We start from the raw sequence: 15106 nt of genomic DNA, 5'->3' as shown, positions 1-15106 counted from the left end.
TGCTGGTCGGCGAGGCACTGGGTCTCGACGTGCCGCGGCTTGTCGAGGTAGCGCTCGACGAAGCACTCGCCCCGGCCGAAGGCCGCGACGGCCTCGCGGACGGCGGAGTCGTACAGCTCGGGGACCTCTTCGAGGGTGCGGGCGACCTTCAGACCGCGACCGCCACCGCCGAAGGCGGCCTTGATCGCGATCGGCAGGCCGTGCTCCTCGGCAAAGGCGACGACCTCGTCCGCGCCCGAGACCGGGTCCGGGGTGCCCGCCACGAGGGGCGCACCGGCGCGCTGCGCGATGTGACGGGCGGCGACCTTGTCACCCAGGTCCCGGATCGCCTGCGGCGGCGGACCGATCCACGTCAGACCCGCGTCCAGGACCGCCTGCGCGAACTCCGCGTTCTCGGAAAGGAAGCCGTAACCCGGGTGGACCGCGTCCGCCCCGGAGTCCTTGGCGGCCTGGAGCACCTTGGCCATGTCCAGGTAGCTGGTGGCCGGGGTGTCACCGCCCAGAGCGAACGCCTCGTCAGCCGCCCGGACATGCAGAGCGTCCCGATCCGGATCGGCGTACACGGCCACGCTGCCGATACCCGCGTCCCGGCACGCCCGGGCCACACGGACAGCGATTTCGCCACGGTTGGCGATGAGCACCTTGCGCACGATGGCTCCCTCCTTGAAACAAGCTGAGTTTAGGGACTGCCGACACGGTCTTTCGAGCCGTCCCCAGTGGTGAGCTTGCCCACACGGAGCGTGACCCCGGGCCCGCTCGGGTCGTGAATTCCCTTGTCGCACCACGGTACGCAGGGTTCCTTTACGGCACAGTAGCTCCGAGGTGTGGCGCAGGTCTCTGTTCTTCCGGCCAGGGGCCGTTCGGGTTTCTTTGTGGAGTCCCTACGAATGGCTCAACGATTCTTTGCCCCGTCGCCGCCCGGCCGGCCGCCGTCGCCCGCCGTGCGCGAACTCTTGTCCGAGGGTTTACCGGCCAGTAGCCTTCGCGCTGTCGACCGTACTGCCGGTAACAGGCGAATCCAGGGGGTGGCCGAGGTGGCCCGCAGACCGATAGCGCTCGTGACGGCCGCGGTGCTCTTCCTCGAAGCGCCCGGCATCGTCGCGATCAACGCCGTCATGGCGGGCTTCGTGGAGGCCCAGTCGATGTCCCTCGACGGCATGGATCCCGACGCGATGGTCACCGGCACCTGGGCGCTCGGCATCGCCTCCGGCGTCGCCCTCGCCGTCTGCGCCCTCGTCGCCCTCGTCGCCGGCGTCCGCGACCGCCGCCCGGGCCGCTTCGGCCGCGGCCTCCTCATCGGCTGCGCGGTCGTCCACGGCATCCTCGGCGCGGTCGCCGTCGCCCTGCTCGGCTGGCCCGCGTTCGCCTTCCTGGTGACCGTGCTCGGCCTCGTCGTCCTCACCCTGGTGGCGTACGGGAACGAGCCCACCCGGAAGGCCGACGCCCCCGAGGGGACGCCGGCCGCGGGCTGACTCAGGACCAGAGGTCGGTGATCTCGACGTCCAGCTTGCGCAGCAGCCTGCGCAGGAGCGGCAGGGACAGGCCGATCACATTGCCCGGGTCGCCGTCGATGCCGTCGATGAACGGGGCCGAGCGGCCGTCCAGGGTGAACGCGCCCGCCACGTGGAGCGGTTCGCCGCTCGCCACGTACGCGGCGATCTCCTCGTCCGTCGGCTCGCCGAAGCGGACCACGGTGGAGGCCGTCGCCGACTCGTAGCGCTTGGCGGCCGTGTCGTACACGCAGTGGCCGGTCTGCAGGATGCCGACGCGGCCGCGCATCGACTTCCAGCGCGCGGTGGCCTCCTCGGCGTCGGCCGGCTTGCCGAGGGCCTGCTTGTCGAGCTCCAGGACCGAGTCGCAGCCGATGACGAGCGCGCCGAACGCCTCGGGCTTCGCGGCGACATGGGCGGCCTTCGCCTCCGCGAGGGCGAGCGCGAGTTCGGCCGGGGTCGGGGCGTGGACCTTGTCCTCGTCGACGCCGCTCACGATCACCTCGGGGTCGAGTCCGGCCTGCCGGAGCAGACCGAGCCGGGCGGGGGAGGCGGAGGCGAGCACGACACGGCGCGGATCAGCAGTCATGGGGGCAGCGTAATCGGGTCCGCCGGTCGCCGGTGGCTCTCAGCGGGTGCCCGTCAGGAGTACGGCCAGGACCGCGGCGACGGCGAGCAGCACACCCGTACGACTGATCAGCGCCTGCATCTCGCGGAGGAACTTCGGCGGCTTGTTCTCCGGGTCCGACCACAGCATGCTCCCGATCCTGCTGGTGGGGCGGCCGTGGCGCCTGAGTACGGATACTCAGGCACCCCTGCGCGAAAGGACTATTCGCGCACTCCGTCCCGTACGAACACCCCGTCCCGGGCCGCCATCGGCCGCTTCGGCCCCCGCTCCGTCGACGGCATCGGCCGCGCGGTCCTCGTCAACGCCGCGATCGTCGCCGCCGGAGCCGTCCTGTCGGGCGTCTTCCTCCGCCGTACGCGAACGGCCCGGGGCAGCGCGAAGGCCGGACCCCCGCACACGGGATCCGGCCTTCCTCTCGTACCGCGACGACTACGCGACGGGGAGCGGCGGGCCTACGGGGCCCTGCCGAACGTCGTCCAGGCGGCGACTGCCCGGACGACTACACGGGCCAGTACGACCGCGCCCAGGCCCGGGGGCCCGGCCGGTGCCGTACCGACCGCGCGATGCGGGAGGGATCCGACCACCCCTCCGGCACCGCCGGGCCGCCCGCCCCGGCGGACGCCGCCGCCGTGGCCGCGGCCCGGGCTTGAACCACCGCCAGTGCGGCGGCCAACTCCTCCGGAGTCGGGTTGCCTCGTACGACCTTGATCATGTCGGCTCCTTGAGGGTCCGGGAGGGGCTAGAGCGGGATGTTGCCGTGCTTCTTCGGAGGCAGGGATTCCCGCTTCGTACGGAGCTGACGCAGGCCCTTCACGATCTGCGGCCGCGTGTCCGACGGCAGGATCACCCCGTCGATGTAGCCGCGCTCGGCCGCGATGTACGGGTTGAGCAGCGCGTCCTCGTACTCCTGCATCAGCCGCGCCCGCTCCGCCTCCTGGTCCTCCGCATCGGCGATGGTCCGGCGGTGCAGGATGTTGACGGCGCCCTGCGCGCCCATGACCGCGATCTGCGCCGTCGGCCACGCCAGGTTCAGGTCGGCGCCCAGGTGCTTGGAGCCCATGACGTCGTACGCGCCGCCGAAGGCCTTGCGGGTGATGACCGTGATCAGCGGGACCGTCGCCTCGGCGTACGCGTAGATCAGCTTCGCGCCGCGCCGGATGATGCCGCCGTACTCCTGGTCGACACCGGGCAGGAAGCCGGGAACGTCGACGAAGGTCAGGACGGGGATGTTGAAGGCGTCGCAGGTGCGGACGAACCGCGCGGCCTTCTCGGACGCGTTGATGTCGAGGCAGCCGGCGAACTGCATCGGCTGGTTGGCCACGATGCCGACCGGGAAGCCCTCGACACGGCCGAAGCCGGTCACGATGTTCGGCGCGAACAGCGCCTGCGTCTCCAGGAACTCACCGTCGTCCAGGACGTGCTCGATGACCCTGTGCATGTCGTACGGCTGGTTCGCCGAGTCCGGGATCAGCGTGTCGAGCTCGCGGTCCTCGTCCGTCACCTCGGTCTCCGCGACCTCCGGGAAGGCCGGGGCCTCCGAGAGGTTGTTCGAAGGGAGGTACGACAGCAGGGACTTCACGTACTCGATCGCGTCCTTCTCGTCCCCCGACATGTGGTGCGCCACGCCCGAGGTCGAGTTGTGCGTCCGGGCGCCGCCCAGCTCCTCGAAGCCCACGTCCTCGCCGGTCACGGTCTTGATGACGTCCGGGCCGGTGATGAACATGTGCGAGGTCTGATCCACCATCACCGTGAAGTCGGTGATCGCGGGGGAGTACACCGCACCGCCCGCGCACGGGCCGACGATCAGGGAGATCTGCGGGATCACCCCGGAGGCGTGCGTGTTGCGGCGGAAGATCTCGCCGTACATGCCGAGCGCGCTCACGCCCTCCTGGATGCGGGCGCCGCCGGAGTCGTTGATGCCGATGACCGGGCAGCCCGTCTTCAGCGCGAAGTCCATCACCTTGATGATCTTCTGCCCGTACGTCTCGCCCAGCGCGCCGCCGAAGACCGTGAAGTCCTGCGAGAACACGGCGACCGGGCGGCCGTCCACCGTGCCGTAGCCGGTGACGACACCGTCGCCGTACGGCCGGTTCTTCTCCAGACCGAAGTTCGTCGACCGGTGCCGGGCCAGCTCGTCCAGCTCCACGAAGGAGCCCTCGTCGAGGAGCAGGCCGATCCGCTCGCGCGCGGTCAGCTTCCCCTTCGCGTGCTGCTTCTCCACCGCGCGCTCCGAGCCGGCGTGCGTGGCCTCGCCGATGCGGCGCTTGAGGTCCGCGATCTTGCCCGCGGTCGTGTGAATGTCGATCTCGTACTGCTCTGCCGGCTCGGACATCGGGATGCGGCTCCCTGCCTGGTCACGGGGGGTTCGTTGACTACGAATGGGCTACTGCTGGCCTACTGACCCGTAGCGTATCGACGCCGATACGGTTCGGCACTGCGGTCTTTGCCACACCTACTCTGGCTTGCATGACGTCCTCTCAAGGCTCCGGCGGACCCTGGTCCGACCTCGACCGGCCTCCGCTGAACGCCCCCGCGCTGCGCCGTGCCCTCGTCCTTCCCGACGGGCTGTGGACCTCGCTCGACGTGGTCACCACCACCGGCTCCACCAACAGTGACCTCGCCGCCCGCGCCGACGAGCTGCCCGAAGGAGCGGTCCTCGTCGCCGAGGAGCAGACCTCCGGCCGCGGCCGGCTCGACCGCACCTGGACCGCGCCCGCCCGCTCCGGACTCTTCCTCTCCGTCCTCCTCAAGCCGGACGTGCCCGTCCACCGCTGGGGCTGGCTCCCGCTGCTCACCGGAGTGGCCGCCGCCACCGGCCTCGCCAAGGCCGCGGGCGTCGACACCTCCCTCAAGTGGCCCAACGACGTGCTGGTTTCCGTCGGCGGCGAGGAACGCAAGGCCGGCGGCATCCTCGCCGAGCGGGCCGGCGCCGACGCCATCGTCGTCGGCCTCGGCATCAACGTCAGCCTCCGGGCCGAGGAGCTGCCCGTCCCGGCGGCCGGCTCCCTCCTCCTCGCCGGCGCGGTCTCCACCGACCGCGACACCCTCCTGCGGGCCGTCCTGCGCTCCCTCGCCCAGTGGTACGGCGACTGGGTACGGGCCGAGGGCGACCCCGAGGTCTCCGGCCTCCAGGCCGCCTACGCGGCCGGCTGCGCCACGCTCGGCCGCCGCGTCCGCGCGGAGCTCCCCGGCGAGCGCATGCTGGAGGGAGAGGCCGTGGCCCTGGACGGCGACGGCCGCCTGGTCGTCGCAACGGAGGGCGGCGGCACGGAAGCGGTGGGAGCGGGTGACATCGTCCACCTCCGGACCTAGGTGTGGGCATGCCTTCCGCTTGGGGCTCCCCCTAGGACGAGGTCCTAGGGGGGAGGAACGGGTGGGCCCGCACGTCGGCAGGGCCCGCACACCGCAGGGCCCGCACACCGCAGGGCCCGCACGATCAGGCGCGGCCACGGGCGGGCCCGTACGACCCGTGCGGCTCGCGTACGGGGGTGAGCCAGCACACACCTGCCGTATCGTGGACCGCGATCGAAGGCGACAGATCGGCAGGACACGTGGGCAGCGGCAGGGAACGGGCAGGAGGCGGCCGGTGACCGTCGACGACGCGAACGCGGGCGGCGGAGCCGAACCGCCGACGTACCCCACCCCCCACCACGAGGTCGACCACACGGCCGAGCCGACCCACGACCCGCTCGCCATCCGTCTGGAACAGCTCATCCTCGGCGCCGACCGCCGCTACACCCCGTTCCAGGCCGCCCGCACCGCCGGCGTCTCGATGGAGCTGGCCTCCCGTTTCTGGCGGGCCATGGGCTTCGCCGACATCGGCCAGGCCAAGGCGCTCACCGAGGCCGACGTCCTCGCCCTGCGGCGGCTCGCCGGTCTCGTCGAGGCGGGGCTGCTCAGCGAGCCGATGGCCGTGCAGGTCGCCCGTTCCACCGGACAGACCACCGCCCGCCTGGCCGAGTGGCAGATCGACTCCTTCCTGGAGGGCCTCACCGAGCCGCCCGAGCCCGGCATGACCCGCACCGAGGTCACGTATCCGCTGGTCGAGCTGCTCCTGCCCGAGCTGGAGGAGTTCCTGATCTACGTGTGGCGCCGGCAGCTCGCCGCCGCCACCGGCCGGGTCGTCCAGGCCGCCGACGACGAGGAGATGGTCGACCGGCGGCTCGCCGTCGGCTTCGCGGACCTCGTCGGCTTCACCCGGCTCACCCGCCGTCTGGAGGAGGAGGAGCTCGGCGAGCTCGTCGAGGCCTTCGAGACCACCTGCGCCGACCTGGTCGCCGCGCACGGCGGCCGGCTCATCAAGACCCTCGGCGACGAGGTGCTGTACTGCGCCGACGACCCCGGCACGGCCGCCGAGATCGCGCTGCGGCTCATCGAGACCCTCGGTCACGACGAGACGATGCCCGCGCTGCGCGTCGGCATCGCGTTCGGCACCGTGACGACCCGGATGGGCGATGTCTTCGGCACCACCGTGAACCTGGCCAGCCGCCTCACCTCGATAGCCCCGAAGGACGCCGTCCTCGTCGACGGCGCGCTCGCCGAGGAGCTGACCAGGACCGGCGAGGCGCCCGCGTCGGAGGCGGAGGCGGCCGAGGAGGCGGCCCGCGCCGAGAAGGAGGGCCGCCGGGCCGCCACGTACCGCTTCGCGCTCCAGCCCATGTGGCAGCGCCCGGTCCGTGGCCTCGGCGTCGTCGAACCCTGGCTCCTGAGCCGCCGCCCGACTTAGGATCTCCCGGTGAATGCCTGTTAACACCCGTTAACAGGCCCGAACCGGGAGGGTGTGCGGTCATGTCCGAGCAGCGCTTTGGTGAGTTCGTGGTGGTCCGGAAGGACGGTCACGTCGCGGAGCTGGTCCTCGACCGGCCCAAGGCCATGAACGCCGTCTCCTCCGAGATGGCCCGCTCCATCGGCGCCGCCTGCGACGCCCTCGCCGCCGACCCCGAGGTCCGCGTCACCGTCCTGACCTCCTCGAACGACCGCGCCTTCTGCGTCGGCGCCGACCTCAAGGAGCGCAACTCCTTCACCGACGCCGAGCTCGTCCGCCAGCGCCCCACCGCCCGCGCCTGCTACACCGGCGTCCTGGAGCTGCCGATGCCGACCGTCGCCGCCGTGCACGGCTTCGCCCTCGGCGGCGGCTTCGAGCTGGCGCTCGCCTGCGACGTGATCGTCGCCGACGCGACCGCCGTCGTCGGCCTCCCCGAGGTCTCCGTGGGCGTCATCCCCGGCGGCGGCGGTACGCAGCTGCTCCCGCGCCGGGTGGGCGCGGCGCGCGCCGCCGAGCTGGTCTTCACGGCCCGCCGGGTGGAGGCGGCGGAGGCCCGCGAGCTCGGTCTGGTCGACCTCCTGGAGGACGACGCCCGGACGGCGGCCCTGGAGCTCGCCGGACGGATCGCGGCGAACTCTCCGGTCGGCCTGCGCGCCGCGAAGAAGGCGATGCGCCTCGGCCAGGGTCTGGACCTGCGGGCGGGCCTCGAGGTCGAGGACGCGGCCTGGCGTTCGGTGGCCTTCTCGGGCGACCGGGCCGAGGGTGTGGCGGCCTTCAACGAGAAGCGGAAGCCGAACTGGCCCGGCGAGTGACCCCTGCGGGATCTCACCCTGGGACCAGGATTCCTACCGTTTTGTACCAAATGTGACTTACGGTGACGTCTCGGAAGGGAAAACGGATCAAACCTCCCTAAGCTGGAGGAATGGGTGAGGATGTGCGGCTGCGGGCCGTAGTGGCGCTGGCGCAGGGGATGGCGGCGGCGCACACTCCGCGTGAGTTCTGGCGGGCGGCGGCGCTCGGGGCCTGCGAGGGGCTCGACGGGACCTTCGCCGCCCTTTCCGTCTGGCAGCGGGACCACGGCCGGCTGAAGGTCCTGGTGAACGCCGGGGACCGGGCCGTGGGCGAGGAGGAGTTCCCGGACTCGGAGACGTATCCGGTGCACCAGTTCCCCGAGATCACCGAGTTCCTGCACGAGCAGTGGGCGGGCGGCGGCGAGCCGGACGCCTGGGTGGAGACCGCCGCCGACCCCGTCCCGACCGGCCGGGTGACGGGGCTGCGGCGGCGGGGTCGCGGCTGCTGCGTCGTCGCGCCGATCGTGCTGCACGGGCGCGCGTGGGGCGAGCTGTACGTGGCGCGCCCGCCGGAGGAGAAACCTTTCACTCGCGCGGACGCCGATTTCGCGACCGTCCTGGCCGCGGTCGTCGCCGCCGGCATCGCGCAGGCCGAGCGCCTGGAGGAGGTCCGCAAGCTGGCCTTCACCGACCCGCTGACCGGCCTGGCCAACCGGCGGGCGGTGGACACCCGCCTGGACGAGGCGATCGAGCGCTACCGGGCGGACGGCTCGGTGGTGAGCCTGCTGGTCTGCGACCTGAACGGGCTGAAGCGGGTCAACGACACCCACGGGCACGCCGTCGGCGACCGTCTCCTGGAGCGCTTCGGCTCGGTCCTCTCCCGCTGCGGTGCCAGGCTCCCCGGCGCCCTCGCGGCCCGGCTCGGCGGCGACGAGTTCTGTCTGCTCACCGTCGGCCCGTCGGCGGACGAGGTCGTCGCGGTCGCCGAGGAGCTGTGCGTCCGGGCCGCGGAGCTGGAGCTCGGCGAGGGCGTGGCCTGCGGGGTCGCGTCCACCGGCGACCCCATCGGGGCCCTCAAGTCGGCCCGGCGCCTGTTCCGGCTCGCCGACGCCGCCCAGTACCAGGCCAAGGCCGACCGCTCGACGAAGCCCGTCGTCGCGGGCCGTGACGGTACGGTCATCCGGCTGGCCGACGCTCCTCCCGGGGCCCGTGACCGCCGCCGCTTCCGTGACGCGCCGCCGGTGGTCTCTCCGCCGGTGGAGCCGCCGCCGGGGGAGTCGCCCCGGGGCCCCTGACCGGGGTGCGATCCGGTAAGGGGTCGTCCCCTGTGGGGACGGTGACAAAATCGCCTAGTGACATACACGTCTTCAATCCGTAGGGTGCTGAATATGGATATGCAGACAGTCGTCCTCGGCACGTCCGGCACGACCCCGCAGGACGTCATCGACGTCGCCCGCCACGGCGCCCGCGTCGAGCTGTCGACCGAGGCCGTGCGCGCCCTCGCCGCCGCCCGTGACATCGTCGACGCGCTCGCCGCCAAGCCCGAGCCCGTCTACGGGGTCTCCACCGGATTCGGTGCCCTCGCCACCCGCCACATCAGCCACGAGCTCCGCGCCCAGCTCCAGCGCAACATCGTCCGCTCGCACGCCGCCGGCATGGGCCCGCGCGTCGAGCGCGAGGTCGTGCGCGCCCTGATGTTCCTCCGCCTGAAGACCGTCGCCTCGGGCTACACCGGCGTCCGCCCCGAGGTCGCCCAGACCATGGCCGACGTCCTCAACGCCGGCATCACCCCGGTCGTCCACGAGTACGGCTCCCTCGGCTGCTCCGGCGACCTCGCCCCGCTCTCCCACTGCGCCCTCGCGCTCATGGGCGAGGGCGACGCCGAAGGCCCCGACGGCGTGGTCAAGCCCGCAGGCGAGCTCCTCGCCGCCGCCGGCATCGCGCCCGTCGAGCTCAAGGAGAAGGAGGGCCTCGCCCTCCTCAACGGCACCGACGGCATGCTCGGCATGCTGATCATGGCCCTCGCCGACCTCGACACCCTCTTCAAGTCGGCCGACATCACCGCCGCGCTCACCCTCGAAGCCCTCCTCGGCACCGAGAAGGTCCTCGAGCCCGAGCTGCACACCGTCCGCCCGCACCCCGGCCAGGCCGCCTCCGCCGCCAACATGCTGGCCGTCCTCAAGGGCTCCGGCCTCACCGGCCACGCCCAGGCGGGCGAGGCCCCCCGCGTCCAGGACGCCTACTCGGTGCGCTGCGCCCCGCAGGTCGCCGGCGCCGGCCGCGACACCATGGCCCACGCCCGGCTCGTCGCCGAGCGCGAGCTCGCCGCCGCCGTCGACAACCCGATCGTCCTGCCCAGCGGCGAGGTCCGCTCCAACGGCAACTTCCACGGCGCCCCCGTCGCGTACGTCCTGGACTTCCTCGCGATCGCCGCCGCCGACCTCGGCTCCATCGCCGAGCGCCGCACCGACCGGCTCCTCGACAAGAACCGCTCGCACGGCCTCCCGCCGTTCCTCGCGGACGACGCCGGCGTCGACTCGGGCCTGATGATCGCCCAGTACACGCAGGCCGCCCTGGTCAGCGAGATGAAGCGGCTCGCCGTCCCGGCCTCCGCCGACTCCATCCCGTCCTCGGCGATGCAGGAGGACCACGTCTCCATGGGCTGGTCCGCCGCCCGCAAGCTGCGCACCGCGATCGGCAACCTCAACCGGATCCTCGCGGTCGAGCTGTACGCCGCCACCCGCGGCGTCGAGCTCCGCGAGGGCCTCACCCCGGCGCCCGCCTCGCAGGCCGTCATCGAGGCCCTGCGCGCGGCCGGCGTGGAGGGTCCGGGCCCGGACCGGTTCCTCGCCCCCGACCTGGCCGCCGCCGACACCTTCGTACGCGAGGGCAAGCTGGTCGCGGCCGTGGAGCCGGTCACCGGCCCGCTGGCGTAACGACGAGAGGTACGAAAGGGCCGCCCCCGGCATCCGGGGGCGGCCCTTCTCGCGTCTGTACGAGGCCGTGAGGCGCGTCCGTGCGAGGCCGTGAGGCGCGCGTCCGTGCGAGGCCGTGAGGCGCGCGTCCGTGCGAGGCCGTGAGGCGCGGCCGTACGCGCTCGGAGACCGCGTCCGTGCGAGGTCAGAAGGCGCGGCCCCGGCGCCGCATCGCGAGCGCCACGAAACCCGCCCCGACGCCCAGGAAACCGGTCCCGCCGAGCAGGTACGGCGTGGTGTCCCGGCCCCCGGTCTCGGCCAGGCGGCCGTCGTCCGTGAGGGAGGCGTCCTGGGTCACCCCGATCCGTGCACCGCCCTGCTGATCGGTGGCGTTCGCGGACGGCACGAACCACAGGGCGCACAGCAGCGTCCCCGCGGCGGTGGCGGTCAGCAGTGGGCGTCGGGCGGCGGACACGGAAATTTCGATCCCCCTTGCGGAAACCGCGAATTGGCTGGTGCGCCGATGCTACGGAACACAGCGGGTCGCGGGAAAGCCGAGACCCTCCGGACCCCTACGCTCCGACCCATGAGCACAACTGAGACCACACGCTATGTCCGCCTTCGCGTCGATGTCGTCCTGGAGATCGACGGGCCCGCCGAACTGACCGAGGCCGCCGAGGCCCGGATCGACGCCGACGAGTTCATGCCCGAGGAGGAGCGGGCGCACGCGCGCGAGGCCGCCCGCGAGGACAGCGCCGAGGCGCTCGCCTATCTCGTCGAGCCCTTCGACCTGATCCGCGACGTCCCCGGCATCGAGATGGTCCAGGCCTCCTGGTCCAGCGAGGAGATCGATTACGACCCCGATGCGCTGGAGTGGGACCTCGGCGAGGAAGATGGTGCCGAGGAAGACGACGACCAGCCGTAAGGCCGGAATCCGCCCTGTTCGCGGGCCCCGGGACGCCGTCCCGGGGCCTTTCCGCGGCGCCGGGAACCGGATGCTCCGCCCGTGCGTGTGGATCAGTGGTGTTCCCCACAAACCCTCCGGTCACGGAACCGGACGGGGTGTCATGGGCGTTCATAGAAGATGTTGGCAGGGAACCGGCGACGATGGAGAAGCGTGTGATGACGGTCGGCAAGCGCCGCAGGAGCCTGGCGGCCGCCGCCGCGGTGCTCAGCGGCGTACTCGTGCTCTCGGCGTGCAACGACGGGGACAAGGGCGGCAGCGCCTCCGGTTCCGCGACGCCGCAGTCACAGGCCCAGGTCGACGAGGCGGCCGCGCAGAAGACCTCCAAGGCGCAGATCACCATCTCGCCGAAGAACGGCGCGCAGAACGCCTCCATCAACAACGACGCCAAGGTCACCGTGACCGAGGGCAAGCTCACCGAGGTCACCATGACCTCCGCCGAGGGCGCCTCCGTCAAGGGCGACATAGCGGCCGACGGGCTCAGCTGGAAGCCGAGCGAGCAGCTCAAGCGGGCCACGGTCTACAAGATCGCCGCCACCGCCACCGACGCGGAGGGCCTGGAGGCCCACGAGAACTCGTCGTTCACCACGGTCTCGCAGGCCAACAGCTTCATCGGCAACTTCACGCCGGAGGACGGCTCGACCGTCGGCGTCGGCATGCCGGTCTCGATCAACTTCAACAAGGCGATCACCGACAAGAAGGCCGTCCAGAGCGGCATCACGGTCACCTCCAGCTCCGGCCAGGAGGTCGTGGGCCACTGGTTCAGCTCCACGCGTCTGGACTTCCGCCCCGACGCGTACTGGACCGAGGGCTCGACGGTCACGCTGAAGCTGAACCTCGACGGCGTCGAGGGCGCCGACGGCGTCTTCGGCGTGCAGCAGAAGACCGTCACCTTCAAGATCGGCCGCAACCAGGTCTCGACCGTCGACGTCGCCACCAAGACCATGACCGTCCAGCAGGACGGCAAGACGATCAAGACCATCCCGATCTCCGCCGGCTCCCCGGAGAACACCACCTACAACGGTCAGATGGTGATCTCCGAGAAGTTCAAGGAGACCCGGATGAACGGCGCCACCGTCGGCTTCACCGACGACGACGGCAAGGGCGAGTACGACATCAAGGACGTGCCGCACGCCATGCGCCTGTCCACGTCCGGCACCTTCATCCACGGCAACTACTGGGGCGCGCGGTCGATCTTCGGCAGCGTGAACACCAGCCACGGCTGCGTCGGCCTGGCCGACGTCAAGGGCGCCGGCGACCCGAACCAGACGGCCGCCTGGCTCTTCGACCACTCGCTCATCGGCGACGTCGTGATCGTCAAGAACTCCAACGACAAGACGATCAAGCCGGACAACGGCCTCAACGGCTGGAACCTGAGCTGGTCGGAGTGGAAGGCCGGCTCGGCGGTCTGATCCGCAGCGATACGTGAGAAGGGCCCCCTCCCGGCGCGGGAGGGGGCCCTTCACGTCATTTCCGTACGTCCACGGTCTCGTCCACGCCCCACTGCGCGAGCAGCCGCAGCGCGTCCGCCGAGGGCGTCCCCGGCTCCGCGTGGTACGTCACGAGCATCAGGTCCGGGTCGTCCCCGGCCACCTTCAGCGACTCGTACGACAGCGTCATCTCGCCCACCAGCGGGTGCCGCAGCCGCTTCTGCCCGTGTCCCTTGTCGGCCACCGTGTGCGCCGCCCACAGCGAGCGGAACTCCTCGCTGCGCACCGACAGCTCGCCGACCAGCGCGAGGAGCTCCTTGTCGTCCGGGTAGCAGCCCGCGTACAGCCGCAGCGCGCTGACGACCTCGACCGCCTTGCACTCCCAGTCCGCGTAGAGATCGCGCGCGTTCGGTTCGAGGAAGATCATCCGGGCGATGTTCCGGTCGCCCGGCTCCCAGGCCTCGAAATCGCCCATCAGGGCCCGCGCCATCCGGTTCCAGGCCAGGATGTCGCCCCGGCGGCCCAGGACGAAGGCGGGCAGCCCGTCCATGGCGTCCAGGAGGTGCTGGAGCCCCGGCCGCACCCGCTGCGGACGGGCGATCGCCGCCCGCTGCCGCTTCTTCACCGTCGGCTTCGCCAGATGCGTCAGATGGGCCCGCTCGGTGTCGCTCAGCCGCAGCGCCCGGGCGATCGAGTCGAGGACCTCCATGGACACGTTCCGCCCGTTGCCCTGTTCGAGCCGGGTGTAGTACGCCACGGACACCCCGGCCAGCTGCGCCAGCTCCTCGCGGCGCAGCCCCGGCACCCGCCGGTGCCGCCCGAACTCGGGCAGGCCCACGTCCTGCGGCTTCAGCCGGGCCCTCCGGGAGCGCAGGAATTCACTGAGTTCGGCACTGAGGTCCATACCGCCCCATTATCGCCGCCGGGCCGCACGGGCGGACGTACGTTCCTGACCCTGGCAGTGGTAGGCACGCCGGTCGTAGGCAGAGCAGGTGGCTGGGTACCGCCCCCGCGCTCCGGCAGGCTGGACGCATGACCACGAACGTGACCACCGTCCCCGCGTACGCCGCACCCGCCGCCAACGCCCCGCTGGAGCGCACCACCGTGCCGCGCCGGCCCGTCGGCGAGCACGACGTCCTCATCGAGATCAAGTACGCCGGAATCTGCCACTCCGACATCCACCAGGCCACCAACGGCTGGGGCGAGGGCATCTTCCCGATGGTCCCCGGCCACGAGATCGCCGGCATCGTCGCCGAGGTGGGCCCCGGCGTCACGAAGTTCCAGGTCGGCGACCGCGTCGGCGTCGGCTGCTTCGTCGACTCCTGCCGCGCGTGCGAGTACTGCCTGCGCGGCCTGGAGCAGTACTGCGTGAACGGCATGACCGGCACGTACAACGCCCTCGACAAGAACGGCGAGCCGACCTACGGCGGCTACTCCACGCACATCGTCGTCGACGAGAACTACACCCTGCGCATCCCCGAGGGCATCGGTCTCGACGAGGCCGCCCCGCTGCTCTGCGCCGGCATCACCCTCTACTCGCCGCTCGCCCACTGGCAGGCCGGCCCCGGCAAGAAGGTCGCGATCGTCGGCCTCGGCGGCCTCGGCCACATGGGCGTCAAGATCGCCCACGCGCTCGGCGCCGAGGTGACCGTCCTCAGCCAGTCGCTGCGCAAGCAGGAGGACGGCCTCAAGCTGGGCGCCGACCACTTCCACGCGACCTCCGACCCGGAGACCTTCACGAAGCTCGCCGGCTCCTTCGACCTGGTGATCTCCACGGTCTCGGCGCCGCTCGACTTCGACGCCTACCTGAGCCTGGTCAAGACGGACGGCGCCCTGGTGAACGTCGGCGCCCCCGAGGAGCCCGTCAAGGTCGGCCTCTTCTCCCTCATCGGCGGCCGCAAGACCCTCGCGGGCTCGATGATCGGCGGCATCGCCGAGACCCAGGAGATGCTCGACTTCTGCGCCGAGCACGGCCTGGGCGCCGAGATCGAACTGATCCGCGCGGACCAGATCAACGAGGCGTACGAGCGTGTCGTGAAGAGCGACGTCCGCTACCGCTTCGTGATCGACACGGCGACGATCTGACGCACGGGCGCGGCCGGGGCATGACGTCCGGGGTAATC

The 15106-nt window shown here is 71.7% G+C and carries 16 protein-coding genes; 9 read left to right on the top strand and 7 right to left on the bottom strand.

Features of this window, described 5'->3' with window-relative positions:
- A partial coding sequence (locus ABT041_RS16265) for a biotin carboxylase N-terminal domain-containing protein (protein ID WP_351184474.1) occupies positions 1-650 on the bottom strand: 650 nt, incomplete at its 3' end.
- Positions 651-1034: 384 nt separating this feature from the next.
- On the opposite strand from ABT041_RS16265, the gene ABT041_RS16260 reads away from it, so the two are divergent.
- Positions 1035-1472 (top strand): hypothetical protein, encoded by a 438-nt coding sequence (locus ABT041_RS16260; protein WP_351184472.1) that lies wholly within the window; start codon positions 1035-1037, stop codon positions 1470-1472.
- Between the two features lies 1 nt (position 1473).
- Here the strand turns inward: ABT041_RS16260 and ABT041_RS16255 are convergent, their stop codons facing one another.
- The 4 genes from ABT041_RS16255 to ABT041_RS16240 form a co-directional block, all read right to left on the bottom strand.
- Complete coding sequence (locus tag ABT041_RS16255) at positions 1474-2079, bottom strand: nucleoside triphosphate pyrophosphatase (RefSeq protein ID WP_351184470.1); 606 nt, start codon at positions 2077-2079, stop codon at positions 1474-1476.
- A 39-nt stretch (positions 2080-2118) separates the two neighbouring features.
- Entirely contained in the window at positions 2119-2247 is a 129-nt protein-coding gene (gene mmpB / locus ABT041_RS16250; RefSeq protein WP_086822151.1) for a morphogenic membrane protein MmpB, read from the bottom strand.
- A 370-nt stretch (positions 2248-2617) separates the two neighbouring features.
- Positions 2618-2830 carry an acyl-CoA carboxylase epsilon subunit gene (locus tag ABT041_RS16245; protein WP_351184468.1) on the bottom strand — a complete coding sequence of 71 codons (213 nt, stop codon included), beginning with the start codon at positions 2828-2830 and terminating at the stop codon, positions 2618-2620.
- Between the two features lie 27 nt (positions 2831-2857).
- Positions 2858-4450 (bottom strand): acyl-CoA carboxylase subunit beta, encoded by a 1593-nt coding sequence (locus ABT041_RS16240; protein WP_351184466.1) that lies wholly within the window; start codon positions 4448-4450, stop codon positions 2858-2860.
- 134 nt (positions 4451-4584) lie between these two features.
- Here ABT041_RS16240 and ABT041_RS16235 point away from each other — a divergent pair, with 134 nt between their 5' ends.
- The 5 genes from ABT041_RS16235 to hutH all read left to right on the top strand — a co-directional run bounded on the left by ABT041_RS16235 (position 4585) and on the right by hutH (position 10610).
- Positions 4585-5430 (top strand): biotin--[acetyl-CoA-carboxylase] ligase, encoded by an 846-nt coding sequence (locus ABT041_RS16235; RefSeq protein ID WP_351184464.1) that lies wholly within the window; start codon positions 4585-4587, stop codon positions 5428-5430.
- Positions 5431-5704: 274 nt separating this feature from the next.
- Entirely contained in the window at positions 5705-6844 is a 1140-nt protein-coding gene (locus ABT041_RS16230; RefSeq protein WP_351184462.1) for an adenylate/guanylate cyclase domain-containing protein, read from the top strand.
- A 62-nt stretch (positions 6845-6906) separates the two neighbouring features.
- Positions 6907-7695 carry an enoyl-CoA hydratase/isomerase family protein gene (locus tag ABT041_RS16225; RefSeq protein ID WP_351184460.1) on the top strand — a complete coding sequence of 263 codons (789 nt, stop codon included), beginning with the start codon at positions 6907-6909 and terminating at the stop codon, positions 7693-7695.
- 110 nt (positions 7696-7805) lie between these two features.
- Positions 7806-8969, top strand: a complete 1164-nt coding sequence (locus tag ABT041_RS16220; RefSeq protein ID WP_351184458.1) for a GGDEF domain-containing protein — start codon at positions 7806-7808, stop codon at positions 8967-8969.
- A 99-nt stretch (positions 8970-9068) separates the two neighbouring features.
- Positions 9069-10610 carry a histidine ammonia-lyase gene (gene hutH / locus ABT041_RS16215; protein ID WP_351184488.1) on the top strand — a complete coding sequence of 514 codons (1542 nt, stop codon included), beginning with the start codon at positions 9069-9071 and terminating at the stop codon, positions 10608-10610.
- Between the two features lie 184 nt (positions 10611-10794).
- On the opposite strand, the gene ABT041_RS16210 is transcribed toward hutH, so the two are convergent.
- Complete coding sequence (locus tag ABT041_RS16210) at positions 10795-11064, bottom strand: hypothetical protein (RefSeq protein WP_351184456.1); 270 nt, start codon at positions 11062-11064, stop codon at positions 10795-10797.
- Between the two features lie 111 nt (positions 11065-11175).
- Here ABT041_RS16210 and ABT041_RS16205 point away from each other — a divergent pair, with 111 nt between their 5' ends.
- Positions 11176-11514 carry a hypothetical protein gene (locus ABT041_RS16205; protein WP_351184454.1) on the top strand — a complete coding sequence of 113 codons (339 nt, stop codon included), beginning with the start codon at positions 11176-11178 and terminating at the stop codon, positions 11512-11514.
- Positions 11515-11696: 182 nt separating this feature from the next.
- Positions 11697-12965: a L,D-transpeptidase gene (locus tag ABT041_RS16200; protein ID WP_351184452.1), complete on the top strand. Its 1269-nt coding sequence runs from the start codon at positions 11697-11699 to the stop codon at positions 12963-12965.
- Between the two features lie 55 nt (positions 12966-13020).
- Here ABT041_RS16200 and ABT041_RS16195 read toward each other — a convergent pair whose 3' ends face one another.
- Positions 13021-13887: a helix-turn-helix domain-containing protein gene (locus ABT041_RS16195; RefSeq protein WP_351184450.1), complete on the bottom strand. Its 867-nt coding sequence runs from the start codon at positions 13885-13887 to the stop codon at positions 13021-13023.
- A 128-nt stretch (positions 13888-14015) separates the two neighbouring features.
- Between ABT041_RS16195 and ABT041_RS16190 the strand changes: the two genes are divergently transcribed.
- On the top strand, positions 14016-15068 hold the full coding sequence (locus ABT041_RS16190) for an NAD(P)-dependent alcohol dehydrogenase (RefSeq protein WP_351184448.1): 1053 nt from the start codon (positions 14016-14018) through the stop codon (positions 15066-15068).
- The last annotated feature ends 38 nt before the right edge of the window (positions 15069-15106 follow it).

Origin of the sequence: Streptomyces sp. NPDC002825 (genome assembly GCF_040295385.1) — a bacterium.
Taxonomy (GTDB): domain Bacteria; phylum Actinomycetota; class Actinomycetes; order Streptomycetales; family Streptomycetaceae; genus Streptomyces.
The sequence above is the reverse complement of the archived record's forward strand: the minus strand, read 5'-3'. Positions and strand labels throughout refer to the sequence as shown.

Coding starts and splice junctions, on each gene's coding strand:
- ABT041_RS16255 (WP_351184470.1), bottom strand. CDS start 2,079: ATGACTGCTGATCCGCGCCGTGTCGTGCTCGCCTCCGCCTCCCCCGCC.
- mmpB (WP_086822151.1), bottom strand. CDS start 2,247: ATGCTGTGGTCGGACCCGGAGAACAAGCCGCCGAAGTTCCTCCGCGAG.
- ABT041_RS16245 (WP_351184468.1), bottom strand. CDS start 2,830: ATGATCAAGGTCGTACGAGGCAACCCGACTCCGGAGGAGTTGGCCGCC.
- ABT041_RS16240 (WP_351184466.1), bottom strand. CDS start 4,450: ATGTCCGAGCCGGCAGAGCAGTACGAGATCGACATTCACACGACCGCG.
- ABT041_RS16235 (WP_351184464.1), top strand. CDS start 4,585: ATGACGTCCTCTCAAGGCTCCGGCGGACCCTGGTCCGACCTCGACCGG.
- ABT041_RS16225 (WP_351184460.1), top strand. CDS start 6,907: ATGTCCGAGCAGCGCTTTGGTGAGTTCGTGGTGGTCCGGAAGGACGGT.
- ABT041_RS16220 (WP_351184458.1), top strand. CDS start 7,806: ATGGGTGAGGATGTGCGGCTGCGGGCCGTAGTGGCGCTGGCGCAGGGG.
- hutH (WP_351184488.1), top strand. CDS start 9,069: ATGCAGACAGTCGTCCTCGGCACGTCCGGCACGACCCCGCAGGACGTC.
- ABT041_RS16205 (WP_351184454.1), top strand. CDS start 11,176: ATGAGCACAACTGAGACCACACGCTATGTCCGCCTTCGCGTCGATGTC.
- ABT041_RS16200 (WP_351184452.1), top strand. CDS start 11,697: ATGGAGAAGCGTGTGATGACGGTCGGCAAGCGCCGCAGGAGCCTGGCG.
- ABT041_RS16195 (WP_351184450.1), bottom strand. CDS start 13,887: ATGGACCTCAGTGCCGAACTCAGTGAATTCCTGCGCTCCCGGAGGGCC.
- ABT041_RS16190 (WP_351184448.1), top strand. CDS start 14,016: ATGACCACGAACGTGACCACCGTCCCCGCGTACGCCGCACCCGCCGCC.